The organism is Achromobacter sp. ACM03 (assembly GCF_014851665.1).
GTDB classification, from domain to species: domain Bacteria; phylum Pseudomonadota; class Gammaproteobacteria; order Burkholderiales; family Burkholderiaceae_B; genus Achromobacter; species Achromobacter aegrifaciens.
Map to the genome: position 1 here is coordinate 222,606 of NZ_JACVAD010000006.1, position 24,531 is coordinate 247,136.

Below are 24,531 nucleotides of genomic sequence, written 5' to 3' on the forward strand. Positions count from 1 at the left end.
AGCGAATTCATATCCGGATTCCATTCATGAATTCTCTCTTTCAATGGGAAATCATCGGCGAGTATCTGCCCTTGTTTGTCGAGGGCACGTGGATGACCATCAAGGTCGCGCTGATCTGTGTGATCACGGGGACGTGCTGGGGCCTGGCTTTGGGCGTAGGCCGCCTGGCGCAAGCGCGCCACGGTTTCTGGAAATACTTCCTGCGTCATATGGTGCAGTGGCCCGTACGCATCTACGTCAGTTTCGTGCGTGGCACGCCGCTGTTCGTGCAGATTCTGCTGATTCACTTCGCGCTGATGCCGCTGCTTATCAATCCCAGCGACGGTTTGATCCTGAGCGGCGATATCGCGCGTGAAGTTCGCTCGCAATACGGCGCGTTCACATCGGCGGTGCTGGCGATCACGCTCAATTCAGGCGCTTATGTGTCGGAGATTTTTCGCGCCGGCATCCAGTCGATCGATCGTGGCCAAAGTGAAGCGTCGCGCTCACTCGGCATGAGCTACATGAAGACGTTGCGCAAGGTGGTGCTGCCGCAGGCTTTCCGCCGCATGTTGCCGCCGCTGGGCAATAACGCCATTGCCATAGTCAAGGATTCCTCGTTGGCGTCGGCGATCGGCCTGGCGGAACTGGCGTATGCGGCACGCACGGTGTCCGGCGCCTATGCCCGCTACTGGGAACCGTATCTGACGATTTCGCTGATCTACTGGGGTATTACGCTGCTGTTGTCGGCGCTCGTCCGGCATCTTGAAACCCGCTATGGCAAAGGGGATGCACGGTGATACACGTCAGAAACCTGCAAAAGCAATTTGGCCAGGCTCATATCCTGCGTGGTATCGACTGCGATATCAAAGAGGGTGAAGTGGTCTGTATGATCGGTCCGTCCGGTTCCGGCAAGAGCACGTTTCTGCGGTGCCTCAACGGCCTGGAAGAAGCGAACGATGGCGAGATTATCGTCGACGGCGTCAAGGTCAATGACTCCAAGGTCGATCTGAACGCGCTGCGTTCCACCATGGGCATGGTGTTTCAGCGATTCAATCTGTTCCCGCACATGTCAGTGCTGGAAAACCTGATCATGGCGCCGGTTGAAGTCAAGAGAGCATCCCGTCGAGAAGCCGTGCTGTTGGCCGAAAGGCTGCTGCAGAAAGTCGGTCTGCTGGAAAAGATCGACGCTTTTCCAAATCAGTTGTCGGGCGGTCAGCAGCAGCGTGTGGCCATTGCGCGCGCGTTGGCGATGGAGCCGAAAGTCATGCTGTTTGATGAGCCGACCTCGGCGCTCGATCCCGAACTCGTCGGTGAGGTGCTGACGGTGATGAAGGCGTTGGCGCAAGAGGGCATGACCATGGTTGTGGTGACGCATGAGATGGGCTTTGCGCAGGAAGTGTCAGATCGAGTGTTGTTCATCGATCAGGGCGTAATCATGGAAGAGGGGCCGCCGCAGCAAGTGCTGGGTGAGCCGCGCCATGAACGTACTCGGGACTTCTTGCGCAAGGTTCTTTAATTGTCCAGGCGCCAATTGTTGCCGTTGTCCCGATGGTGGATGGGGGGGCTCTTCCCATCTGCCAGCCTGCCTTGAACGCAAGAAAGGCCTGCGCATCCGTCGGTGCGCAGGCCTTTCTTGCATGCGGTGGCCTTTTACTTGATCTGGCCCAGCAGCAGGAACTCCATCAGCGCCTTCTGCACGTGCAGGCGGTTTTCGGCTTCGTCCCAGACCACGCTTTGCGGGCCGTCGATGACTTCGCCGGTGACTTCCTCGCCGCGGTGAGCGGGCAGGCAGTGCATGAACACGGCCTGGGGATCGGCGGCGGCCATCATTTCGGCGTCCACGCACCAGTCGGCGAAAGCGGCGCGGCGCTCTTCGTTTTCGGCTTCATAGCCCATGCTGGTCCAGACGTCGGTGGTGACCAGGTGCGCGCCCTTGCAGGCTTCCATGGGATCCTTGAACTGGCGCAGCACCGTGGCGGGCGGCGTGCCGATGCGCGAGGCTTCGAGCTCGTACCCGGCCGGGGTGGACACGTGCAGCGTGAAGCCCAGCATTTCCGCGGCTTGCAGCCAGGTGTAGGCCATGTTGTTGGCATCGCCCACCCAGGCCACCGTCTTGCCGGCGATGGGGCCGCGGTGCTCGATGTAGGTGAAGATGTCCGCCAGGATCTGGCAGGGGTGGAATTCGTTGGTCAGGCCGTTGATCACCGGCACGCGCGAGTGCGAGGCGAAGCGCTCGATGCGGGTCTGCTCGAACGTGCGGATCATGACGATGTCGACCATGCGCGAGATGACGCGCGCGGTGTCTTCGATGGGCTCGGAACGGCCCAGCTGCGAATCGTTGGAGGTCAGGTTGATGACCGAACCTCCCATCTGGTACATGCCGGCCTCGAACGACACGCGGGTGCGCGTGCTGGCCTTTTCAAACACCATTGCCAGCGTGCGGTCGTGCAGCGGCATGTGGGGTTCGTAGCGTTTGAACTTGTCCTTGATCAGGCGCGCGCGGTCCAGCACGTAGGCGATCTCGGCGGACGAGAAGTCCTTGAACTGCAGGAAGTGCCGCAGCGGGCCGTTTTGAGTCGTGGGAGGTGTCATGGTGATGTCGCAGGTCATGGGGCCCGGCCAGGCTCATGGCCCGGGCGGGACGTTGATTTTATGGTGTTTCGGCCAGGAATTCCTGGATGAGCGGAACCAGGATGGCGACGATGCGGTCGGCTTCGTCGCGGTTGAGGATCAGTGGCGGCAGCATGCGGATCACGCGGTCGCGCGTGACATTGATGAGCAGGCCGGCCTGCATGGCGCGCAGGGCCAGCACGCCGCAGGGGCGCGCCAGCTCGATGCCCAGCATCAGGCCGCGGCCGCGGATGTCGGTGACGCCCGCGACGCCGGCCAGCGCATCGGCCAGGGCGGCTTTCAGGTGATTGCCTACATCGTGGGCGTTGGCGAGCAGGTTTTCGGATTCCAGCGCATCCAGCACGGCCAGCCCGGCCGCACAGACCAGCGGGCCGCCGCCGAAGGTGGTGCCATGACTGCCTGGCGTGAATACGCCCGCGGCCGGGCCGGCGGCCAGCATGGCGCCGATGGGCACGCCGCCCGCCAGGCCCTTGGCCAGCGTCATGACGTCGGGGACGATATCGGCCCACTGGTGGGCGAACCATTTGCCGGTGCGGCCGATGCCGGACTGGACTTCGTCGATCATCAGCAGCCAGCCGCGCTCGGTGCACAGCCGGCGCACTTCCTGCAGATAGGCGATGTCGGAGGGGCGGATCCCGCCTTCGCCCTGCAGCACTTCCAGCAGCACCGCGGCTACGCGCGGCTCGGCGTCGCCGGCGGCGCGCACCGCGTCCACGCTGTTGTAGGGCACCTGGATGAAGCCCGAGGGCAGGGGCTCGAAGCCCTTGCGCGCCTTTTCGCTGCCCGTGGCCGCCAGCGTGGCCAGCGTGCGGCCATGCCAGGACGAATCCATCGTGATGATGTGGGCGTGCTTGTTGCCGCGCTGGTACGCGTAATAACGCGCCAGCTTGATCGCGGCTTCGTTGGCCTCGGAGCCGCTGTTGTTGAATGCGACCTCCTGCATGCCCGACAGTTGCGTCAGACGAGCGGCCAACGCAGTCTGCTGCGGCACTTCGTAGATGTTCGAGGTATGGATGACGCGGGCGGCCTGCTCGCTGATGGCGGCCACCAGTTTCGGATGGGCGTGGCCCAGGCAGGACACCCCGATGCCGGCCAGCGCGTCCAGGTACTTGCGGCCTTCGGCGTCCCACAGCCAGACGCCCTGGCCGTGCGTGAACGATACCGGCAGCCGGGCGTAGATATTGGCCAGAGGCGAAGTCATCGCGGATCCTCCCGTGGATGAAGCGGATTGCGCCGGGACTCAGCCGGAGTCCCCGTGGGATGCCGCCGGGTTTGGCAGCGCCGGCAGCTCGTTTTCCCAGGCGAATCGCTTTTTGAAAGAGGGCAAAGGATCAATCATATACAATTCGCGGCGCAGGGCGCATGTTTGATCACGCCGAAGATCCGGCTTTCGTGAAGGGCGCGCTGTAGTGAAGAACTCATGGCAACTCGCGTCAGACAATTCGTAATTCATGGCGTTACCGAAAGCGGTAGCCGCTTTCGCCCCAGCGATTGGGCGGAACGGCTCGCCGGCGTAATGGCACAATTCCGGCCCGCCGGCTGTGCCGGTAACCACCTCACCTATTCGCCCTATGTGCTGCCCGTCGTGATCGACGGCGTGCGCGGGATCGTGGTCGATCTGCGTTTGCGCGATCTGGAACCGCTGGCGTACAAGTTCGTGGTGGATTTCGCTCGCGACAATAACCTCAAGACGGAAGAGCGCGAAATCTAGCCTCCCCAACCAAAAAAGCGCCCTCACCGGGCGCTTTTTCGTTGGGGGACGCCGCACGCCCCTAGGTGCCGTAGCGGTCCAGGATCTTGCGGATATCGCGCACGCCCTGGCCGTCCGCGGTCAGCAGCGCGCGCGCGGTCACCGATTCCAGGTGGTGCTCCAGCAGATGCAGCACGTGCTTCTCGTCGCGCGCGCGCAGGCCCGCCACGATCTCCATGTGCTCGCTGACCGCGCATTCGCTCGAGTGCGGCCGGCCGTAAAGCGCCAGGATCAGCGAGCAGCGCGACACGATCTCGTTCACGTAGCGCGCATACACCGCATTGCCCGACAGCTCCGCCATCAGGATATGGAACTCGCCTGACAGCCGGATGGACTCGTTGGCGCTGTTGCGCTTGCGGGCTTCCTCCTCCTGTGCCACGTGCTGTTCCAACCTGGCCAGTCCAGCCTCGGTGATGTGCTGCAACAGCCGGCGCGCCACGTCGCGTTCCAGGCAGCGGCGCGCCTCGAAGATGTCGTGCGCTTCTTCCAGGCTGGGGCGGGCCACCGCGGCGCCGCGGTTCGGCCGCAAATCCACCAATCCTTCGCTGAACAGGCGCGTCAGGACGCTGCGGACGATGGTCCGGCTGACGCCGAAACGTTCGCCGATGATGTCCTCGGGCAGCTTGTCGCCGGGCAGCAGAGCCTGCTCGATGATGGCTCTGCGCAAATTTTTGTATACGATTTCGTTGCGGCTGATGTCTTTCTTGGCAGACTCGTCGGCCGCCGGCGCGAGGGACTTCATCTTCTTGTTGGCTCCTATGCCTGCGCGCTTTTCTGGGTGTTGGAATGGTCCGGCAGGCGATTTTTCTCTGTGCTGGAAAGCATACTACACCCGGGGCTAAGGGTTAGCGATAGCTTGTCTGCGAGATTGTGCGGAGTACATTGGCGACATAAATCGTATACAAATTTTTATACAAAACGGATCCTATTGTTCTTTAATGGTTCGATTGTTTGTATACAAGTTCACAAAGGCTGATCCATGTCCGCTGTACCGCAGGCCGCCGCAACCGAGCCGTCCCTTTCCGCGCCTTACCGCCTGCTGGTGGTCAATGGCAACACCACGTCCGAACTGACGACCAGCCTGGCCAGCCAGGCCGAGGCCTTTTACGGGGACATGGTCCGCATCCATGCGGTCACCGCCGGGTTCGGCCCCGCCTACATCGCCAGCCGCGCGGAGGCGGCCGTTGCCGCCCATGCCGTGCTGGACGTCGTGGAGCGCGCGACAGGCGAGGCGCCTGACGGCGGATTCGACGCCTGCCTGCTGGCCTGCTTTGGCGAACCCGGCATCGGCGCGGTGCGCGAACGCCTGGACGTGCCCGTGGTGGGCATGGCCGAGGCCTCCATCCTGAGCGCCATGCAGCGCGGCGACCGCTACGCCATCGTGACGGTGGGCCAGCGCTGGCCCGGCATGCTGCGCGAACAGATCCGCCAGTTGGGGCTGGAGTCCCGCTGCGCCGGCATCCTGGCCCTGCCGGGCAATGCCCTGGACTACGTGTCGCGTTCGGCCGAGTCGGCCTTGCACGTCAGCCGTGCGCTGGACGCCGCAGTGGCGCAGGGGGCGGACGTGGTGATCGTGGCGGGCGCCGCGCTGGCCGGCTACCTGCCCAGCCTGCCGCGCCTGCCGGCCGTGCCCATCATCGATTCCTATCGCGCCGCCCTGGCCCAGGTGCTGGCGCTGGCGTCCCTGGAGCGCGCGCAGCGGTTGTCGCTGATCCGTCCGGGCGCGCATTCCTAGTCTTTTCGCCTTACCCACCGCGCCGGGCCCGACCCCGGCGAGTTCAGACCGATACACAAGGGAGAGTTGCAGCCATGAAGACTTTGCTCAAGTGGACCGCGGGCGCCGTGATCGCGCTGTCGGCCATCACGGGGGCCAGCGCCGCCAACACGCTGAAGTGGGGCGCGGCGCGGGACCTGGATTCGCTGGATCCGTATTCCTACGGCAGCACCTTCAACCTGGCGTTCCTGAACCATGTGTATGAAGCGCTGATCCGCTATGACGACAAGTTCAACATCACGCCCGCGCTGGCGGAGTCCTGGGAGACGCCGTCGCCCACGGTGCTGCGCTTTCATTTGCGCAAGGGGGTGAAGTTCCACAATGGCGCGCCGTTCTCGGCGGACGATGTGGTGGCGTCGATGACGCGGGTTTCGGACGAAGCCTCGCCCCTGAAGGGCAACCTGCCGGCCTTCAAGGCGGTGCGCAAGGTCGATGACTACACCGTCGACATCGAAATGACGCATCCGTATCCGCTGATGCTCAACGACCTGACCAACATCTTCATCTTCAACCGCCAATGGCTGGTGGACAACAACAGCCTGAAGCCCACCGACGCCGCCAAGAAGATCGAAGGCTATGCCACACATAACGCCAACGGCACCGGCCCCTTCAAGGTGGAGTCGTACCGCCCGGACACGCGCACCGTGCTGGTGGTCAACCCCGCCTGGTGGGACAAGCCGCGCCACAACCTGGACCGCATCGAATTCACGCCCATTGCGTCCGCGCCCACGCGAGTGGCGGCGTTGCTGTCGGGCGACATCAATTTCACCGAGAACGCGCCGCTGCAGGACCTGGACCGGCTGCGCGCGGCGTCCAACGTCAAGGTGCTGGCCTCGACCGAGCTGCGCACCTTGTACTTTGGCTTCAACCTGGGCGACAAGCTGGTCGGCTCCAACATCACCGACAAGAATCCGCTGAAGGACCTGAAGGTGCGCCAGGCGCTGTACATGGCGCTGTCGCCGGAGCTGATCCAGAAACGCGTGATGCGCGGCCTGTCGCGTACCACGGGCGCACTGGTGGCGCCGTCCATCCCGGGCTACGAGCCCAAGCAGGAAGAGCGCCTGCCGTTCGACGCCGCGCGCGCCAAGAAGCTGCTGGCCGAGGCCGGCTACCCGGACGGCTTCACGGTGTCGTTGCTCTGTTCGAACGACATGTTCGTCAACGAGGAGGAAATCTGCCAGGCCGCCGCCTCCATGTGGGCGCGCATCGGCGTGAAGGCCTCGCTGGCCAGCGGGCCGCGTTCCCTGCAGAACCCCAAGCGTTCGCGCGGCGAGTTCGACATCACCATCCACGGCTGGGCCAACGAGCCGCAGATCGACGCGCTGTCCATCCTTTTGCAGGTGATGCATAGCCGCAGCGGCCCGGCCGGCGTCTTCAACTGGGGCCAGTGGGGCGATCCGGCGCTGGACGCCAGGATCGACGCGGCCGCGGCCGAGATGGACCGTCCCAAGCGGGTGCAGATGATGGCCGACGTGCTGCAGACGCTGCATGACGACGCGCGCTTCCTGCCGCTGCACCAGCAGCCGATGGCCTGGGCCGTGGGCAAGAACGTGGGCGAGGTGCTGCAGATGCCGGACAACAAGGCGCGCCTGTGGACCGTGCGCATGCAGTAACGCCGCGGACCGCCGCCCGCCGGCGGTCCTGCGTATGACTAGGGTCTGAAGGGGAGCCGCACATGCTGGCATTCATAGTTAGACGGGTCTTCAACGCGGTCGGCGTCATGCTGGCGGTGGCGCTGATGGCCTTCGTGATTTTCCGGTTCGTCGGCGACCCCGTCGACATGATGCTCAACGAGCAGGCCTCGCAGACGCAGCGCGATGAATTGCGCGAACGCCTGGGTCTGAACGCCTCGGTGGGCATGCAGTTCGTGCACTTCGTGACCAACGCGGCGCAGGGCGAGTTCGGCATTTCCTACCGCAACCAGCAGGACGTATTTGCGCTGGTGGCCGAACGCTTCCCCGCCACGTTCGAACTGGTCCTGATGGCAACCCTGCTGTCGCTGGTCATCGGCGTGCCGCTGGGCGTGCTGACCGCCATCTACCGCAAGTCGCGCCTGGCGCAGGCGCTGCAGTTCGTTTCCATCCTGGGCATATCGCTGCCCAGCTTCGTGGTCGGGATCATGCTGATCCTGATCTTCTCGGTGCAGCTGGGCTGGCTGCCGGGCTTTGGGCGCGGCGACACGGTGAAGATCGGCTGGTGGACCACCGGCCTGCTCACGCCCTCGGGCCGCGCCGCGCTGGTGCTGCCGTCCATCACGCTGGCGCTGTTCCAGATCACGCTCATCATGCGCCTGGTGCGGGCCGAGATGCTGGAGACGCTGCGCACCGAGTTCATCAAGTTCGCCCGCGCGCGCGGCCTGCCGGATCGCATCGTGCATTTCCGGCTGGCTCTGCGCAACTGCCTGATGCCGGTGATCACCGTGACCGGCATGCAGATCGGCAACCTGATCGCCTTCGCGCTGATTACCGAAACGGTCTTCCAGTGGCCCGGCATGGGGCTGCTGTTCATCCAATCGGTCATGTTCGTGGACATCCCCGTCATGGCCGCCTATCTGGTGATCGTGTCCTTCATTTTCGTGGCGCTGAACACGCTGGTGGACATGATGTACGGCGTGGTCGACCCGCGCCTGCGCAGCCAGCACGTCAAGGGAGGCGCCAATGCTCACTAAGCCATTTTCCGCAACGGGGCAGGGCCGGCTTGCCCGCTTCCTGCAGAGCGACCTCTGGTGGAGTTTGAGGCAGGACTATGTGGCCATGGGCGCGGGCATCGTGCTGCTGGCGGTGGTGCTGCTGGCCGTGTTCGCGCCCTGGATCGCGCCGCAGAATCCCTACGACCTGGCGCAGCTGGACCTGTTGAACGCGGAGCTGCCGCCTGTGTGGGAGGCCGGCTCGGACCCGCAGTTCCTGCTGGGCACGGACACGCAGGGCCGCGATGTCTGGTCCGCCATCCTGTACGGCTCGCGCATGTCGCTGGTGATCGGGTTGGCCACGGTGGTGCTGTCGCTGGCCATCGGCCTGCTGGTGGGGCTGGCGGCGGGCTATTTCGGCGGCTGGGTCGACAACGCGCTGATGCGCCTGGGTGACACGCTGCTGAGCATCCCGACGATCCTGGTCGCGATTTTGGTGACGGCGGTATTCCGCCAGCTGTTGCCGCCCGGCATGCGTGAAACGTTGTCGGCCGTGATCCTGATCCTGGCCATCTCCATGACCAACTGGGTGCAATACGCGCGTACGGTGCGGGCTTCGGCCCTGGTGGAGCGCGGCAAGGAATACGTGCAGGCGGCGCGCCTGATCCGCGTGAGTTCGCTGCGCATCATGCTGACGCACATCCTGCCCAACACGCTGACGCCGGTCATGGTGACGGCCACCCTGAACCTGGGCCTGGCGATCCTGATCGAGGCCACGCTCAGCTTCCTGGGCGTGGGCATGCCGCCCACCGAACCGTCGCTGGGCACGCTGATCCGCCTGGGCAACCAGTTCCTGTTTTCGGGGCAGTGGTGGGTGGTGGTGTTTCCCGCGCTGTACCTGAGCCTGATCGTGCTGGTGGTGAACCTGCTGGGCGACTGGCTGCGCGACGCCCTGAACCCCCGCCTGCGCTGAACGCAAACCGACAAGAGTAGAACCATGGAAAACGCAACGCTGTATACCCAAGTCCGCCCGGCCGGCGGCGAGATGACCTCGGTGTTGGTGCGCGACGGCCGCATCCAGGCGCTGGGCGGGCCGGCGCCCGCCGGCGTGCCGGTGGTGGACGGGGGCGGCGCGCTGATGCTGCCGGGCCTGATCGACGCCCACGCGCACCTGGACAAGACCATGTACGGCATGCCCTGGTACCGCAACGAGGTCGGCCCGCGCCTGATCGACAAGATCGAGAACGAGCGCGCCGAGAAGAAGCGCCTGGGCATCGATCCGTACCGCCAGTCGGCGCGCCAGCTGGTGATGTCGATCGGCGACGGCACCAGCCATATCCGCAGCCATGTGGACGTGGACACGGACATCGGACTGGGCGCGATCGAAGGCGTGATGCGCGCGCGCGAACAGTACCGTGACCAGATCGACGTGGAGATCGTCGCTTTCCCGCAGAGCGGGCTGCTGATCCGCCCGGGCACGCTGGAACTGATGGACGAGGCCTTGCGCATGGGCGCGGAAGTGGTGGGCGGGCTGGACCCGGCCGGCATGGACCGCGATCCCAAGGGCCATCTGGACGCCATCTTCGGGCTTGCGCAGCGGCATGGAAAGCCCATCGACATCCATCTGCACGAAGCGGGCGAACTCGGCGCGTTCTCGATGCAGATGACCATAGACCGGGTGCTGGCGCTGGGCATGCAGGGCAAGGTCACGCTGTCGCATTCCTTCTGTCTGGGCATGCCCGACACGCAGGCGGTGCAGGCCCTGACGGAAGGTTTGCTGAAGGCGGGCGTGCACATCATGACCACGGGCTCGGCCTCGCGGCCGGTGCCCAACGTGGCGAAGCTGCACGCGGCCGGCGTCACGGTCTGCACGGGCAACGACGGCATGCGCGATACCTGGGGTCCCTACGGCAAGCCCGACATGCTGGAACGGACCATGCTGGTGGGCCTGCGCAACAACTTCCGTCGCGACGACGAGCTGGATCTGGCGCTGCACGTGGCGACCTACGGCAATGCGCAGGTCATGGGCCTGTCCGACTACGGTTTGGCGCCAGGCTGCCACGCCGACTTCGTGCTGGTGGACGCCGAGACGGTGGCCGAAGCGATCGTATCGCGCCCGCAACGCAAGCTGGTCGTCAAGGGCGGGCGCGTGGTCGCGCGCAACGGCCGGGCGCTGGCGGAGGCGCCGTGATGAGCGCGCCGCAAGGCCCCATCCTGCTGACCGCCCGCTGGGTGGTGGGCCACGAGAACGGCCGCCATTGCCTGTACGAGAACGGCGAGGTGGTGTTCGAGGGCGACCGCATCGTCTACGTCGGCCACCGCTACCCGGGGCAGGTCGCGCAGCGTCGCGACTATGGCCGGGCGCTGATCGGCCCGGGTTTCGTGGACCTGGATGCGCTGTCCGACCTGGACACGACCATCCTGGGCTTCGACAACTCGCCCGCCTGGAAGAAGGGCCGCATCTGGCCCGAGACCTACATGAAGCGGGGGCCGTACGAGATGTACACGGCGGCCGAACTCGCATTCCAGAAGCGCTACGCGTTTGCCCAGCTGATACGCAACGGCATCACGACGGCGCTGCCGATCGCGTCGCTGTTCTACCGCGTGTGGGGCGAGACCCGCGATGAATTCCTGTCTGCGGCCAATGCCGCCGGCGAGCTGGGCCTGCGCGTCTACCTGGGACCGGCCTATCGCAGCGGCCATACATATGTGGACGCCGGCGGCACGATCCGCTGTCATTACGACGAGGCGCGCGGCTTGGCGGGACTGGAGGCGGCCCTGGCCTTCTGCGACGAAATCGAAGGCCGTCACAACGGCCGCGTGCGCGCCATGCTGTCGCCCGACCGCATCGAAACCTGCACGCCTGCGCTGTTGCGCGCATCGGCTGCGGCGGCGCGCGAGCGGAATATCCCGATCCGGCTGCATTGCTGCCAGTCACGCCTGGAGTACGACCTGGTGCTGGAGCAGCATGGCATGAGCCCGCCGGAATGGCTGCAAAGCCTGGACTTCCTGTCCGAGCGCGCTTTGCTGCCGCATGGCACTTATGTGTCGGGTTCGCGCCATATCGAGCGGCCCGGGCGCGACCTGGAGATCATCCGCGACGCCGGCGCCAGCATTGTGCATTGCCCGCTGGTGTCGGGGCGACATGGCGCCACGCTGGAATCGTTCGCGCGCTACCGCAAGCTGGGCGTGAACATCGGCATGGGCACGGACACCTGGCCGCCCGACATGGTCCTGAACATGCAGGTGGGCATGATGCTGTGCCGGGTGGCCGACGGCTCGACCGAGGCGGTCCGCTCCGAGGACTACTACGACGCCGCCACCGTGGGCGGGGCTGACGCCCTGGGCCGTCCGGACCTGGGCCGGCTGGCCGTGGGCGCCAAGGCCGACATCGTGGTGTTCGATTTTTCGCACGACCGCAACGGCCAGCTGATCGATCCCATCCAGACGCTGATGGTGAGCGGCAGCGGGCGCGACGTATCGCAGGTCGTGATCGACGGCCGCTTCGTCATGGTGGACGGGCGGATCCCCGGCTTCGATGCGCGCCTGGCGCAAGAGCAGGCGCAGACGCAGTTCGACGGGCTGGTGGCCCGCTACCCTGACCGCACCTGGGGGCATCCGCCGGCCGAGCAGATTTTTTCCTCCAGCTATCCGCGTCCCGCAAGGAGTCCGTCATGATGGCCCTCGTTCCCAACTCCACGCAGCCGCCGGCCGCGGCCAACACCGCGCCGACCCTGTCGGTGCGCGGCCTGTCGGTCGAGTTCCCGACGCGCCACGGCGTCCTGGTTGCCACACGCGACATCAGTTTCGACATCCAGCCGGGCGAGATCCTGGGCATGGTCGGCGAATCCGGCGCCGGCAAGTCGCTGACCGGCATGGCGGTGATCGGCCTGCTGGAGCCGCCCGGGCGGCTGGGCGGCGGCGAGATCCACCTGGCGGGCAGGCGCATCGACAACCTGCCGCCCAAGGCGCGCCAGCGTTTGCGCGGCAAGGAAATCGGCGCGATCTTCCAGGATCCGCTGACCAGCCTGCATCCTCTGTTCACGGTGGGCGACCAGTTGGTCGAGACGATCCGCCACCATGACAAGGTGAGCGCCCAGGCCGCGCGCCAGCGGGCGCTGGAGCTGCTGCTGGCCGTGGGCATCCCGGCGGCGGACAAGCGCATCGATCACTATCCGCATCAGTTCTCCGGCGGCATGCGCCAGCGCGTGGTGATTGCGCTGGCCCTGGCGGCGCGGCCGGCGCTCATCATCGCCGACGAGCCCACCACGGCGCTGGACGTGTCGGTGCAGGCGCAGATCACGGCGCTGTTGCGGCGCTTGTGTCGCGAGCAGGGCACTTCGGTGCTATTGGTGACGCACGACATGGGCGTGATCGCCGAGACCGCGGACCGCGTGGCGGTGATGTATGCGGGGCGCATCGTCGAGATCGGACCGGTGCTGGACGTGCTGCGCCGCCCGGGCCATCCGTACACGCAGGGCCTGATGAATGCGATTCCCGGCCTGCGCCAACGCGCTGCCCGGCTGAACCAGATCGACGGCGCCATGCCGCGCCTGCACGCCATGCCCGACGGCTGTGCTTTCCACCCGCGTTGCTCGATGGCGGGGCCGCGTTGCGGCCAGCAGCGCCCGCCGCTGGCCGCATCTCCGGCCGGCGCCACCGTCAGCGCCTGCTGGCTGCATCAAGGAGGAGTCGCCCATGCCGCTTAACGATGATGTGTTGTTGCGGGCCGATGACCTGGCCTGTTGGTTCGACGTGTCGCCGCCCTGGCTGGAACGCACGTTGTCGCGTCAGCCCGAGCAGACCTTGAAGGCGGTGGACGGGGTGTCGCTATCCGTGCCGCGCGGTACAACTTTGAGCATTGTGGGCGAATCGGGCTGCGGCAAGTCCACGCTGGCGAAGCTGCTGGTTGGGCTGGTGGCGCCGACGCGCGGAACGCTGCGCTACGGGCGCAACCGCAAGGGCGGCGTGCTGCATCCGCAGATGATCTTCCAGGACCCCTACGCCAGCCTGAATCCGCGCTGGCGGGTGGGCAATATCGTGGCCGAACCGATCACGACGCTGGGCTTGCGAGCCACGCCGGCGGAAACGCGACGGAGGGTGGACGAGTTGCTGGAACTGGTTGGCCTGTCCGCCAGCGACGCCGGCCGCTTTCCGCACGAGTTTTCGGGCGGCCAGCGCCAGCGGATTTCGATCGCGCGGGCGCTGGCGACGGAGGCGGAATTCCTGGTGTGCGATGAACCGACCTCGGCGTTGGATGTGTCGGTGCAGGCGCAGATCCTGAACCTGATGGGGGATCTGCAGAAGGAGTTCGGGCTGACTTATGTGTTCATCAGCCACAACCTGTCGGTGGTGCGGCACGTGTCGGACAGCGTGGCGGTGATGTATCTGGGGCGCATCGTGGAGCAGGCGCCTGCGGATCAGCTGTTCGACTCGCCACAGCATCCGTATACGCGGATGCTGCTGGATACGATTCCGGACCTGGATGATCCGCGGCGGGATCGGGAGCCGATGGGGGGTGAGGTGCCTAATCCCATCTTGCCGCCGTCGGGGTGTACGTTTCATCCTCGGTGTTCGATGGCGCGGGAGCTGTGCAAGGTGGAGGCGCCGGTGGTTGTCGGGGTGGGCGGGCGGCAGTTACGGTGTCATGCCGTGACGTGGGATGTAGTGCGCGCCGCGTGATCTGGTCGAAGATCGGTTCTTAGGGCGCCAACCGCGCCGTGGATGAGCCGGTTTCAGTCGGATCTGAGTGCTTCAATCGGACTCAATTTCGAGGCTGCAAAGGCGGGGTAGATACCGAAGAAAAATCCGGTCAAAAGCGACATGCCGAACCCGAGAAGTGCCGCCAGAGCCGATAGCGTAGGCTCCCAGCCTGTGAACCACGCGTAGAGCACGGAGGCGAACATGCCGAGCAGGGTGCCTGCTCCGCCTCCCACGAACGAGAGGCTGACTGCCTCCGTGACGATCATTGTCATGACGCCCCACTGGTCGGCGCCGATGGCCATGCGCAGCCCGATCTCGCGGCGTCGTTCGGCGATACCGGCCAGCATGACGTTCATGATGCCAATGCCGCCAACAAGCAGCGAGATGCAGGCCACTCCACCCAGCATCCATTTGAACATCTGCCCTTGCTGCCGCATGCCGTCGAGCAGCAGCAGCGCTCCCTGCGCCTGGGCGTTGCTGCCCTTGCGCTGAAGAAACGAGGAGACCTCGGTGAGCGCATGCAGAGGGTCGTGGCCCTCGGCAACGCGCAGCAGGATGTTGGATAACGCTCCGGTCGCGGAGTTCGCGCGGCGATCCGCCTTGATCGGCAGAATCAGGGCGTTGTCGAGATCGAACGGCAGTAGTGGGTTGCGTGGAGCACTACGCAGGACTCCCACGACCGTATAGCGGTAGTTGTCCATGCGGATCTCATCGCCCAGCGCCAGCTCTGTGCCGCCGCCGACGAGTTGCGTAGCCAGATTCCCTCCGACCACCACCACGGTGTTCAATCCATCCCGGTGGGAAATGAATCGGCCGCGGGCGAGTTCCAGCCGAGCTGCGGTCATCAGGTGTTCCGTGGTGCCAATGGCCGTCGCGTCGAGCAACTTTCCTCCTGTGCCGGTCTTGACTGGCGTCGTCGATAGCGGAGCGGCCAGGGAAACCCCAGCGATACTCTTTGCCATTTCTTGTGCGTCTTCGCTCCTGAGTGGAGGGGCTTTGCGCTGTCCGCCGAGGGTGGGGCTGTCCTGAACAATGATGAGGTCCGTCCCCATCGACTTGAATTGGCGCGCAGCCTCGTCCGAGGTGTTCTCTCCGATGTTCAAGAGCGCCACGACGGCCGCAGCGCCGATGGCTATGCCGATCAGGGAAAGCAGGGTGCGTTGCCGAACCGCGCGCATATTGTCGATGGCATCCTCGACAATGGCGCGCAAGGAGCCGGTTGCGCGCGGGAAATTCATCCACGCCATGGCGCACTCTCGCGAACAACGACCCGCCCGTGACTGACCACGATTTCCCGCTGACACTTGACGCTGATGGCAGGGTCGTGGGTCACGATGACGACCGCGACGCCGGACTCCCGGCTCAGTTCGCCCAGTAGGCTGAGAATGTCCTGCGCCGCCTTCTGATCAAGGTTGCCGGTGGGTTCATCGGCGAGCACGAGCTGCGGCGCTCCGACCAGGGCCCGCGCAATGGCGACTCGCTGCTTCTGTCCGCCGGATAGCGAGTCCGGCAGGTGCTCCGCGCGATCGGCCAACCCGACGCGCTCCAGCCAGCGCTGTGCCCGTCGGCGGCGCTCGGACTTGCCGATGCCGCGGTAGAGCAGGGGAAGGCCGACGTTGTCGAGTGCGCTCATGCGTGGCAGCAGATTGAAGGCTTGGAATACGAATCCGATGTGGCGATTGCGCAGGTTGGCTCGCGTCTTCAAGTCCGCATCATGCACGGGCTTCCCCCGGTAGAGCACGGCGCCGCTATCCGGCGCGTCGAGCAACCCCATGATGTTGAGCAACGTGCTCTTGCCCGACCCGGAAGCTCCGATGATGGCGCACATTTCGCCAGCGCCGACCTCGAGGCAAACGTCTTGCAGCACAGGTACTGTACCGCTGCCATTGTGGTAGGCCTTGCTGATCCGATCCAGTTTCAGCATTTCAGTTTCTTGTCTGCACAGGCGCCCTGCCGATACGCGCTGGGCCGCCTGACTCGGGATTCGCGGCGCTCCGGGTTTCTATGCGAAGGTTGCAGGTCATTCCGACGCGCAGCTTCCCTCGCTGCTCCTCGCTCAATGCCGGCAGATCGACGCTCACGTCGAACAGGGCGCTGCGGACGCCGTTGCCGCTTTGGATGGCCTGTGCCGAGATACTGGCAAGGTGTCCTAGGAGGGGGGCGATCTCCTGTGAATCGATCCACATTTCCACAGGCATGCCTGTGGCGAGGCTGACGACGTCCGCTTCGTCGACCCGGGCCGACACGCGCAGCTTGCCGGTAAGCGCGACGTTGAACAGTAGCTGACCCTTCGTGATCCGGCTTCCCGCATCAAGTGTCGCCGGTGCCTGTCCAGAGGATGCTGGAGCCTTCGACAGAATGCCGGAACGCGGCGCGGCGATGCGTGCCAGCAGCGCGCTCCTGGCCAAGTCCTCGTGCTTCGCCCTGGCCTGCTCATACTCGATTTTGGCGATTTCCATGCTGCTCTTGTCGGCTTTTTCCTGGGTGGCCTTCAGGTCATCCGCTGCCGCCGCCAACTGGGCCTTGAAACCGGTGAGCTGTTCCGCCACGATGTCGTACTCGTTCCGGGCGAGAATGCCCTTCTTGACCAGCCCGTCGGTTTCCCGCACTTTGCGCTCAGTTTGTTCGACCTGCTGGCGGGCCAGCACGAATGTGCGTCTCGCCCGCGAGACTTCGGCGCCACTGTCCCAGCGCTCAAGTTCCTGCATGGTCTTGGCGGCCTTGAGCATCGCCACCCTGGCTTCCTGGACGCGTTGGTTCAAGTCCGTTGGGTCCAGTATCAGCAGCAACTGATCTTGCTTGACTTCCGTGTCGAACGAGAAGTGCCTTTCTTTGATGACGCCATCGAAAGGGGCCGAAACGCCGAGCGTTTCGTTGGCCTCGATGGTGCCGATGACGGAAATGTAGGCCGGGGTGGTGGGTGCCATGATTGGCGTCATCGAAGCCGATGCGGCTGCACTCGCTCCAGATGAGGCCGTCGGCGGAGCCGCGTCGGGGCCAAACGTTTTTCCAAGCAGCACAGCGATCAAGAGGGCCGCCGAGCTACCGGCGGCCAGCGTGGGAATTTTGGTGTGCCCCGCGCGCCGCGCTGCGGCTGCTGGTGCGACCGAGGGGAGCGGGGTATCGAGCAGAATCAACCAACGGCCATCAGCTTCGGCGCCGGGAAGCCGTTCGCAGTGCACGAACAGCCGTGTGGCGTGATGGTGTCTTTCTCGAGCACTGCCGCCGCGCGGCGGTGTGCCGAACCGTGAGATCAACGTGCTCGCGGACGTTGCGTCAGCGATATCGAGCAATGTCGCGATGGCCGGCTGGCCGATGAGCGATACACTCGGTAGCCGCAGAAGCACCTCCGCCTCGATGTTGAGTGATTCGATGATGCCGACGGCGCTCACGACCACGAGGCCGACCTGCCGGGCTGACGGCATGGACTCTTCAGTTCTCATAGCCATTGGTCTGGATGATGGGGATGCTCCAGACGTCGAGGGTCTTGCCCATGCGTTCGTCCAGTTCAGTGAGCGTGTTCAGGTACGTGATCTGCGCATTGAGGCGGGCGTTCTCGGCATTGCGCAGGTCGTTCTCGAAGGACAGCACCTGGAAGTTCGACGATTGGCCGACCTGTAGCTTTTCCTTCTCCGCCTCAAGCTTCTGCCGGGACAAGTCGCGGGCCTTGATCGAGAGTTCCAGTTGGCGCCATCGGGTTTGGACATTGCGCGTGGCATCGCGGATTCGGTGCTCCACCGTTTGACGCGTTTCAAGCAACTTGAGTTCTTGGGTGTGCAGATCTACGGAGGCGCGCACCTCGGGTCGCTTGATGGAGCGGTCCCCGAAGGGGATGGTGAGCTGCAGGCCCGCGTAGCTGCCGCCGGTCCGGGCGCCGGACGCCTGAATGTCCATGGCTCCCGGCGACGCGCCGCCGCTCCGGGCCTGGGTTCTGGTGGCCACCAGCGACAAATCCCATAGCTGCTGGTTCTTGGCATAGTCCAGACTGATCTTGGCCCGTTCGACCAGGATTTTCATGGAGAGGTAGTCGGGCTGAAGCGTGAGCGCCGTTTCCAGGGCGCGCGTCGGGTCGGTAGGACGCCAGTCCACGCTGGTTGGAGCGGTCGCGTATAGAGGTGTGCGCGGCTCCAGAGCAAGCAACGCTACAAGGGCCAGTCGGGCCGCGTCGATCTGGTTCTCCGCTTCTTCCAGCGCCACTTCCCGATTCGCGACTTCGGCCTGCGTTTGCAGAATCTCCACCTTGGCCATGCGTCCTGCCGCAATCAGCGAGCGGTTGACCTCGTACAGATCTTTGTTGCGTGCCAGGGCTGCCTCGGCGATCACCTTCTGTTCCTGGGCGCGCAGGAGCTCGCGGTAGGCGTAGATCACCTGCGCGACGGTTTGGGATAGCGTTGCCTTGAGTGCTAGCCGGCTGATTTCATCATCGAGGCGCGCGATGCGGACTGAGGCCGTGTTCGCATCGATGCCAGCATTTTTCAGCAGGGGCTGGCTCAGCGTGACCGATGTAGACGAAGATTTGCCTGCGGTGCTCCTGCCCTGGACATTGGCGATAGATACGGTCGCCCCGGTCGGCAAGGTGACCGACGCGTTGGTGTTCAGGTCTTTCGCGTTGCTGGAGGTACCGTTGACTTTGCTCGTCAATGCGGACGTTGTGAGCAGCAGTTTCGGGTAGAACTTCCCTTCGCTGACGTAGAGATCGAATTTCTGGCTGATGCGCTGGACGTAGGCGCTTTTCACCAACCTGTTGTCCCTCACCGCCAGCGCGATGGCTTCTTCCAGGGGAAACGCGAACGCACTTTGCTGCTGTTTGGCTTGGTACTCGGAATAGAGAACATCGGCACCGAACACGGCGTCGCACGTCAAAAGAAACAATCCGGTCAGCGCGGCCGGGAGGTAGCGCTGAGGGTTATGTGTCTTGCGCTGAGAATGCGTGTGCGTGGCATGAAAAAAGTCAGAAAAGTCCCATTTTTCGCTCGCTTTTTGGACGTAAGGCTCGCAATCCTTCAATCTAGTATCAGGCGACAAGTTAGGACGCAGTTCTATCAACGTAGCTTTCCGGGGCGTAGGTGCCAAGAACATTGAGCAAAAATGCTTCAAGGGGCGGCACTTCCTATATTGATTGGAGATGCAAGTGAATATTCAGTCTGGCTATAGCGTTCTTTCGTTCCAAGGCGCAGATCGAGTGGGCTTTTCGAGACCGAGTTCGACTACGGCGAAATCGACGTCGATGGACGTGGCGGGGTTGGGGGGATTCGATTCTTCGAACACACAAGTGAGCATTTCCGATGCGGCGCGCAAGCGCTCGAACCAGGCGGGGACCGCGACGCAGGGCCGCACGGCGATTCAGGAAAAGTGGTTGAATTCCGCAGCTTCCGACCCGCAATACGCTGAACAGTTCGCGTCTGACATGGTGAACATACCCAGCACGATCTGGTACGACATTCGCGACCAGCTTGCACCGGGAAGGGGAGGGGAGCCGTTGAATAAGCTCTCTTCCGGGCGCATCATCGACGAAGCCTTCAAGGAAAGGTTTTCCAAGGAGGCCGCCGTGATTGACGCGCAGCGCAAGGCGATATACGACTCCGAGAAGGCAAAGGGTACTCCTGCAGATCAGATTCTTGCCAAGCTCTTTGACCATACGAACTCGCAATCCGAAGACTACCTTGAGGCCAGTGGCTGGCTCGCACCGGCGGGCTGAAAGGCCGCGTAGTTGCAGATTCATCATTCACGGCGAGCCGGGGTGAGACCCATTGCCCGCTCGCCGAATGCCGGATCAGTCGTCGTAGTTCACCGACACGTTGGCGGTGCCATCACCCACCAGGGGCGACATCGTGCCATTGCCAGCGACGCGTGCTTGGAAGCGGACAGGCGTGTTGGCCTTGACACCTTTGCCTTTGAAACTGACCGAGCCCGAGCCCCTGGAGGTCACGTCGGTGCAGTTGGTGCCGCTGTTGTCGCACAGCAGCACTTGGAAGCCTGCCGGGCGCGGAAAGCGATAGCCGTAGCTGTAGTACACCGTGGTGATGGTTGCAGTGCTCGGGGGACTCCCGAGCACGGGCGGTGCCACGGTGTACCAGTGATTCTTGCTGTAGATGGTCGGCATGACCGCGGAACTCGAGTAGGCGCCCTCAGCCATGGCGTTCTGGGCGAACGCCGCGAGTGTCAGGGAGGCGACAGCTAGCACAGCACGTTTCTTGAATGTCATAAGACGACTCCAGTGCGTGATATTGAGTTGATGGAACAGGTGCGAGCAGATCTGGACGAATCCCTCGCGTAATCCGACCATGTCAATTCGTGAATTCCTCCTCGCGCGAAAAATGACATGGCGAACGCAGGCTATCTGATAGGCATCAGCTGCACATCTCTACAAAAGACTAGGTGCATGAATGGCGATGTCGTGCGTCAGAGCCCAGATAGAGCCGTTTCGCTTACAGGCCTAATGACGTGACAATCCGTCAGCAAAGAAACGTGCGACAGCTACACGTGCTGCGGGGGGCTGCAATCCGCAGACGATCTTCCGAGATCCGTACGCGAGCTTGAATCCGCCCTGGTGCGTGGACAACATTGTGGTCCGAGGCAATCACGACGCAGGGCCTGAGGGGCAGCGGCCGAGACGCGGCGCGGGGTCAACGAGTTGCTTCCGCCGGATGGGTGGCGCGCGCGAACGGATCTCGATGTGTAAACGGCTGCTCGCCGCGCGCCACCCATCACCGCCCACATCCCCCCAACTGCCGAAGCCACTAGCAAGCAGCTCCCCGCATTTGCGCAAGCGCAGATAGCAACGACGACCACCAATGCGTATGCTGCTTGCGGCCGCCCGCGCGGCCGCAAGCAGCGGGCAACGCAAGACTCGCCACCAACCACAGGTCTAGCAGCGCAACAGGCCAAGAATTCGGTAGCTCGCCGGCGCGGGCGCCTTGGCGGCGAGCAACCTCGATGCGCCCGAGGGAATCTGAAGGGAGGGCCGCAGGCCCGGACGAAGATGACGAAGGGGCAGTCCGGAGCGAAGGCTCCGGACCGCAATCGTGGGCGCTCGCCGCCAAGGCGCCCGCGCCGGCGAGCGGCCTACGAAGAAGCCCTGACGCCCGCCACTACAACAGAACCTGCAAACAGACCTACTTAGCGTAGACCAGGTCCCGCAACCCCAGCGACAACCCCGGCCAATAAGTAATGACCATCAGGCAAACAATCACCACCCCCACAAACGGAATCAACGGCTTGATCAACCTCTCCAACGGCAACTTGGCCACTGCGCAAGCCGCGAAAAGATTCACGCCGAACGGCGGCGTAATCATCCCCAGCGCCAGGTTCACCACCATGATGATCCCGAAGTGCACCGGCTCCACGCCGAATTTCAGCGCCACCGGCAGCAGCAAGGGCGCCAGCACCACGATGGATGCCGAGGTTTCGATGAACATGCCGATCACGAACAGCGCCGCGTTCACGCCCATCAGGAAGGTGAACTTGGTGTCGAAGATCTGCGCCAGCCACACGCCCAGCGCGTCCGGGATGCCCGCGCGGTTGAGCAGGAAGCTGAAGATGCCGGCATTGGCGATCACGAACATGATCACCGCCGTCGACACCACCGACTTGTGCAGCGTGGCGGACAGCTGCTTGAAGCTCAGGCGGCGGTAGATGAACTTGCCCACCACCACGGCGTACATCACTGCCACGACCGAGGCTTCGGTTGGCGTGAAGATGCCGCCGTAGATGCCGCCCAGGATGATGACCGGCATCATCAGCGCCAGCCAGGCGTTCTTGAACGCAGGCCACAGCGGCAGGCGGCCTTCGCCGTCGCGCTTGCCCAGGTTGTTGCGCTTGGCGTAGAGCCAGACGTAGAGCATCAGCGCCACGCCGATCAGGATGCCCGGCATGACGCCGGCGATGAACAGTTCGCCGGTCGAGGTGTCGGTGGACACCGCGAACAGGATCATCGGGATGGACGGCGGGATGATCACGCCCAGTTCCGCCGCGCTGGCCTGCAATGACGCCGCGAAGGGCGCGGGGTAGCCGTGCCGGATCATGGCGGGAATCAGGATCGCGCCCACCGCGAAGGTGGTGGCCACGCTGGAGCCAGCCACGGCGGCGAAGATCATGCAGGTCAGCACGCAGGTGCAGGCCAGGCCGCCCTGGATGCCGCCCACCACGCTCTTGGCGAACTCCACCATGCGTTCGGAGATGCCGCCGGCTTCCATCAGGTTGCCGGCCAGGATGAAGAAGGGGATGGCGACCAGCGGGTACTTGTCCAGCGCGGCGAAGAGTTGCTGGGCCACCACCACCCAGGGTAGGCCGGCGGCGCCGACTCCCGCCAGGCTGGCCAGGCCGATCGACACGGCGACCGGCACGGACAGCCCGAAGAAAATCAGCATCGAGACAATCATTAATTGGGACATGGCGATATCTGCTGCTTATGTTCTGTGGGGGGGCGGCTCAGCCTTGCGCGTCGTTGCGCACAGGCACGTCGTCTTCTTCGCCGGCGCACCAGCGGGCCAGCACGGCGATGGCGGCCAGGGTGGCGCCCACGGGGATGGCCAGATAGATCCAGGAAATCGAAATGTCCAGGCTCGGCACGGTCTGGAAGCGCACGCGGTAGGTCATGTTGCCGCCAATCCAGGCCAGAAAGCCGAGGAATCCGGCGCAGATCAGGCCGATCACGGCTTCGAGCACGCGGCGGCGCGTGCCGCCCAGCAGGTTGCGCAGCAGTTCCACGCTGATCATGGCGCCGTGGCGAAAGGCCAGGGCCACGCCCAGCAGCACGGTCCAGATCAGGAGGGCGCGGGTCAGCACCTCGCTCCAGTCGGCCGGGGAGTGCAGCACGAAGCGCGCGATGACTTGGTAGAAGGCGGCGGCCGCGGCGGCCACCAGCAGCAGTTGGGCAAGGACCGAGACCAGTTTGAACAGGCCGCGGTCGAAGGCGCAGAGCAAACGCATGATGAATCCCGTTGGCGTTGTACGCAAAGGATGGGAACAAAAGCGGCGGGACCGGGATCCCGCCGCCAAGGGGATGCGCCCCGGATCGGGGCGACCCCTGCTTACTTGGTGTCGCGGATCGCGTCGATCAGCTTCTTGTCGAACTTCTTGTAGTACTCGGGGTAGGCAGGCTCGACGGCGGCGGCGAAGGCGGCGCGGTCCACTTCGGTCACCTGCATGCCTTCCTTCTTCAGTTGTTCGACGCCCGTCTTCTCGATGTTGTCCACGTAGGCGCGCATGGCCTGGGCGGATTCCTTGCCAGCCTTGTCGAAGTTGGCCTTGTCCGCGGCCGACAGGCCCTCGTACACGTTGGCCGACATCAGCACCAGGGCCGGGCCGTAGACGTGGCCGGTCAAGGACAGGTATTTCTGCATCTGCGACAGCTTGGCCGAGGTGATCACCGACAGCGGGTTCTCCTGGCCATCAATGGTGCCTTGCTGCAGGGCGGTGGCGACTTCAGGCCAGGCCATGGGGGTCGGCAGGATGCCGATCTGGCGGAAGGCCGTGATGTGGATCGGGTTTTCCGTGGTCCGGATCTTCAGGCCCTTGGCGTCGGCCGGCGTCTTGACCGGGCGGACGTTGTTGGTCAGGTGGCGGAAGCCCTGTTCGCCCCAGGCCAGGGCGATGATGCCGCGGCTGGGGAACTTTGCCAGCATATCTTGTCCGATCTTGCTGTCGAGCACGTTGCGGGCGTGCGGCAGGTCGCGCAGCAGGAAGGGGATGTCGAACACGCCGGTTTCGGGAACGAAGTTCAGCGTGGCGCCGGTGGACACGATGGCCAGGTCGATGGTGCCGATCTGCAGGCCTTCGATCACTTCGCGTTCGCCGCCCAGCGCGCTGTTGGCGAATTGCTGTACCTTGTACTTCCCGCCCGTGGAGGCTTCGATGGACTTGGCCAGCGCGTCGGCGCCGGCGCCATAGTGCGAGGACGTGGACAGCGCGTAGGCCATCTTCAGGGTGTTCTGCGCCACGGCGGGCAGGGCGGTTGCGGCCGTGCAGGCGGCCAGTATCGTGGCGGCAAGCCAGGATTTACGCATCGTCTTCTCCAGGTTTTGAGTATCTTTATGGGTGGCTTAGCCTCCCGCCCCGGGATGA

At 64.3% G+C, this 24,531-nt stretch carries 23 protein-coding genes; 12 read left to right on the forward strand and 11 right to left on the reverse strand.

Annotated elements, in window-relative coordinates; translation table 11 throughout:
* Window positions 1-26 precede the first annotated feature (26 nt).
* Together IB257_RS24665 and IB257_RS24670 are read left to right on the forward strand one after the other, a co-directional pair.
* Window positions 27-779 (forward strand): amino acid ABC transporter permease, encoded by a 753-nt coding sequence (locus IB257_RS24665; RefSeq protein ID WP_125473605.1) that lies wholly within the window; start codon window positions 27-29, stop codon window positions 777-779.
* Window positions 776-1,498, forward strand: a complete 723-nt coding sequence (locus IB257_RS24670) for an amino acid ABC transporter ATP-binding protein (RefSeq protein WP_192492927.1) — start codon at window positions 776-778, stop codon at window positions 1,496-1,498. The genes IB257_RS24665 and IB257_RS24670 overlap by 4 nt, the downstream gene beginning before the upstream one ends.
* A 134-nt stretch (window positions 1,499-1,632) precedes the next feature.
* Here IB257_RS24670 and argF read toward each other — a convergent pair whose 3' ends face one another.
* Together argF and IB257_RS24680 are read right to left on the reverse strand one after the other, a co-directional pair.
* A complete protein-coding gene (gene argF, locus IB257_RS24675; RefSeq protein WP_054451338.1) occupies window positions 1,633-2,574 on the reverse strand; it encodes an ornithine carbamoyltransferase in 942 nt (313 codons plus the stop codon).
* A 58-nt stretch (window positions 2,575-2,632) separates the two neighbouring features.
* Window positions 2,633-3,814 (reverse strand): aspartate aminotransferase family protein, encoded by a 1,182-nt coding sequence (locus IB257_RS24680; protein WP_054451137.1) that lies wholly within the window; start codon window positions 3,812-3,814, stop codon window positions 2,633-2,635.
* A gap of 219 nt (window positions 3,815-4,033) precedes the next feature.
* Here IB257_RS24680 and IB257_RS24685 point away from each other — a divergent pair, with 219 nt between their 5' ends.
* A complete protein-coding gene (locus IB257_RS24685) occupies window positions 4,034-4,324 on the forward strand; it encodes a DUF3579 domain-containing protein (protein WP_013392635.1) in 291 nt (96 codons plus the stop codon).
* A gap of 61 nt (window positions 4,325-4,385) precedes the next feature.
* On the opposite strand, the gene IB257_RS24690 is transcribed toward IB257_RS24685, so the two are convergent.
* The gene (locus tag IB257_RS24690) at window positions 4,386-5,105 is read right to left on the reverse strand and encodes a GntR family transcriptional regulator (RefSeq protein ID WP_054451138.1); all 720 of its coding nucleotides are present in this window, start codon (window positions 5,103-5,105) and stop codon (window positions 4,386-4,388) included.
* 237 nt (window positions 5,106-5,342) lie between these two features.
* On the opposite strand from IB257_RS24690, the gene IB257_RS24695 reads away from it, so the two are divergent.
* The 8 genes from IB257_RS24695 to IB257_RS24730 all read left to right on the forward strand — a co-directional run bounded on the left by IB257_RS24695 (window position 5,343) and on the right by IB257_RS24730 (window position 14,445).
* Window positions 5,343-6,098, forward strand: coding sequence for an aspartate/glutamate racemase family protein (locus tag IB257_RS24695; protein ID WP_054451139.1), 756 nt, complete (start codon window positions 5,343-5,345; stop codon window positions 6,096-6,098).
* Between the two features lie 74 nt (window positions 6,099-6,172).
* Window positions 6,173-7,750 carry an ABC transporter substrate-binding protein gene (locus IB257_RS24700; RefSeq protein ID WP_119450508.1) on the forward strand — a complete coding sequence of 526 codons (1,578 nt, stop codon included), beginning with the start codon at window positions 6,173-6,175 and terminating at the stop codon, window positions 7,748-7,750.
* 62 nt (window positions 7,751-7,812) lie between these two features.
* The gene (locus IB257_RS24705) at window positions 7,813-8,805 is read left to right on the forward strand and encodes an ABC transporter permease (RefSeq protein ID WP_054451141.1); all 993 of its coding nucleotides are present in this window, start codon (window positions 7,813-7,815) and stop codon (window positions 8,803-8,805) included.
* Window positions 8,795-9,736 (forward strand): ABC transporter permease, encoded by a 942-nt coding sequence (locus tag IB257_RS24710; RefSeq protein WP_054451142.1) that lies wholly within the window; start codon window positions 8,795-8,797, stop codon window positions 9,734-9,736. The genes IB257_RS24705 and IB257_RS24710 overlap by 11 nt, the downstream gene beginning before the upstream one ends.
* 24 nt (window positions 9,737-9,760) lie before the next feature.
* A complete protein-coding gene (locus tag IB257_RS24715) occupies window positions 9,761-10,954 on the forward strand; it encodes an amidohydrolase family protein (protein WP_054451143.1) in 1,194 nt (397 codons plus the stop codon).
* Window positions 10,954-12,441: an amidohydrolase family protein gene (locus IB257_RS24720; protein ID WP_054451144.1), complete on the forward strand. Its 1,488-nt coding sequence runs from the start codon at window positions 10,954-10,956 to the stop codon at window positions 12,439-12,441. The genes IB257_RS24715 and IB257_RS24720 overlap by 1 nt, the downstream gene beginning before the upstream one ends.
* Window positions 12,438-13,472: an ABC transporter ATP-binding protein gene (locus tag IB257_RS24725; RefSeq protein WP_119450505.1), complete on the forward strand. Its 1,035-nt coding sequence runs from the start codon at window positions 12,438-12,440 to the stop codon at window positions 13,470-13,472. The genes IB257_RS24720 and IB257_RS24725 overlap by 4 nt, the downstream gene beginning before the upstream one ends.
* Window positions 13,462-14,445, forward strand: coding sequence for an ABC transporter ATP-binding protein (locus IB257_RS24730; protein WP_192492928.1), 984 nt, complete (start codon window positions 13,462-13,464; stop codon window positions 14,443-14,445). The genes IB257_RS24725 and IB257_RS24730 overlap by 11 nt, the downstream gene beginning before the upstream one ends.
* Before the next feature lie 53 nt (window positions 14,446-14,498).
* On the opposite strand, the gene IB257_RS24735 is transcribed toward IB257_RS24730, so the two are convergent.
* Genes IB257_RS24735 through IB257_RS24750 form a run of 4 tightly spaced genes read right to left on the reverse strand, consistent with a single transcriptional unit; the run spans window position 14,499 to window position 19,473 of the window.
* Entirely contained in the window at window positions 14,499-15,713 is a 1,215-nt protein-coding gene (locus IB257_RS24735; RefSeq protein ID WP_192353301.1) for an ABC transporter permease, read from the reverse strand.
* The gene (locus IB257_RS24740) at window positions 15,701-16,390 is read right to left on the reverse strand and encodes an ABC transporter ATP-binding protein (RefSeq protein ID WP_192354488.1); all 690 of its coding nucleotides are present in this window, start codon (window positions 16,388-16,390) and stop codon (window positions 15,701-15,703) included. The genes IB257_RS24735 and IB257_RS24740 overlap by 13 nt, the downstream gene beginning before the upstream one ends.
* A 1-nt stretch (window position 16,391) precedes the next feature.
* On the reverse strand, window positions 16,392-17,891 hold the full coding sequence (locus tag IB257_RS24745) for an efflux RND transporter periplasmic adaptor subunit (protein ID WP_192492929.1): 1,500 nt from the start codon (window positions 17,889-17,891) through the stop codon (window positions 16,392-16,394).
* Between the two features lie 7 nt (window positions 17,892-17,898).
* Window positions 17,899-19,473 (reverse strand): TolC family protein, encoded by a 1,575-nt coding sequence (locus IB257_RS24750; RefSeq protein ID WP_192492930.1) that lies wholly within the window; start codon window positions 19,471-19,473, stop codon window positions 17,899-17,901.
* Window positions 19,474-19,597: 124 nt separating this feature from the next.
* Between IB257_RS24750 and IB257_RS24755 the strand changes: the two genes are divergently transcribed.
* Window positions 19,598-20,164 (forward strand): hypothetical protein, encoded by a 567-nt coding sequence (locus IB257_RS24755; protein ID WP_192492931.1) that lies wholly within the window; start codon window positions 19,598-19,600, stop codon window positions 20,162-20,164.
* A 75-nt stretch (window positions 20,165-20,239) separates the two neighbouring features.
* On the opposite strand, the gene IB257_RS24760 is transcribed toward IB257_RS24755, so the two are convergent.
* The 4 genes from IB257_RS24760 to IB257_RS24775 all read right to left on the reverse strand — a co-directional run bounded on the left by IB257_RS24760 (window position 20,240) and on the right by IB257_RS24775 (window position 24,473).
* Complete coding sequence (locus IB257_RS24760; protein ID WP_054451152.1) at window positions 20,240-20,671, reverse strand: flagellar protein FlhE; 432 nt, start codon at window positions 20,669-20,671, stop codon at window positions 20,240-20,242.
* A 910-nt stretch (window positions 20,672-21,581) separates the two neighbouring features.
* Window positions 21,582-22,859 (reverse strand): TRAP transporter large permease, encoded by a 1,278-nt coding sequence (locus tag IB257_RS24765; protein ID WP_054451153.1) that lies wholly within the window; start codon window positions 22,857-22,859, stop codon window positions 21,582-21,584.
* A 37-nt stretch (window positions 22,860-22,896) separates the two neighbouring features.
* On the reverse strand, window positions 22,897-23,397 hold the full coding sequence (locus tag IB257_RS24770; protein ID WP_054451154.1) for a TRAP transporter small permease: 501 nt from the start codon (window positions 23,395-23,397) through the stop codon (window positions 22,897-22,899).
* A gap of 101 nt (window positions 23,398-23,498) precedes the next feature.
* The gene (locus tag IB257_RS24775; RefSeq protein ID WP_054451155.1) at window positions 23,499-24,473 is read right to left on the reverse strand and encodes a TRAP transporter substrate-binding protein; all 975 of its coding nucleotides are present in this window, start codon (window positions 24,471-24,473) and stop codon (window positions 23,499-23,501) included.
* Window positions 24,474-24,531 lie beyond the last annotated feature (58 nt).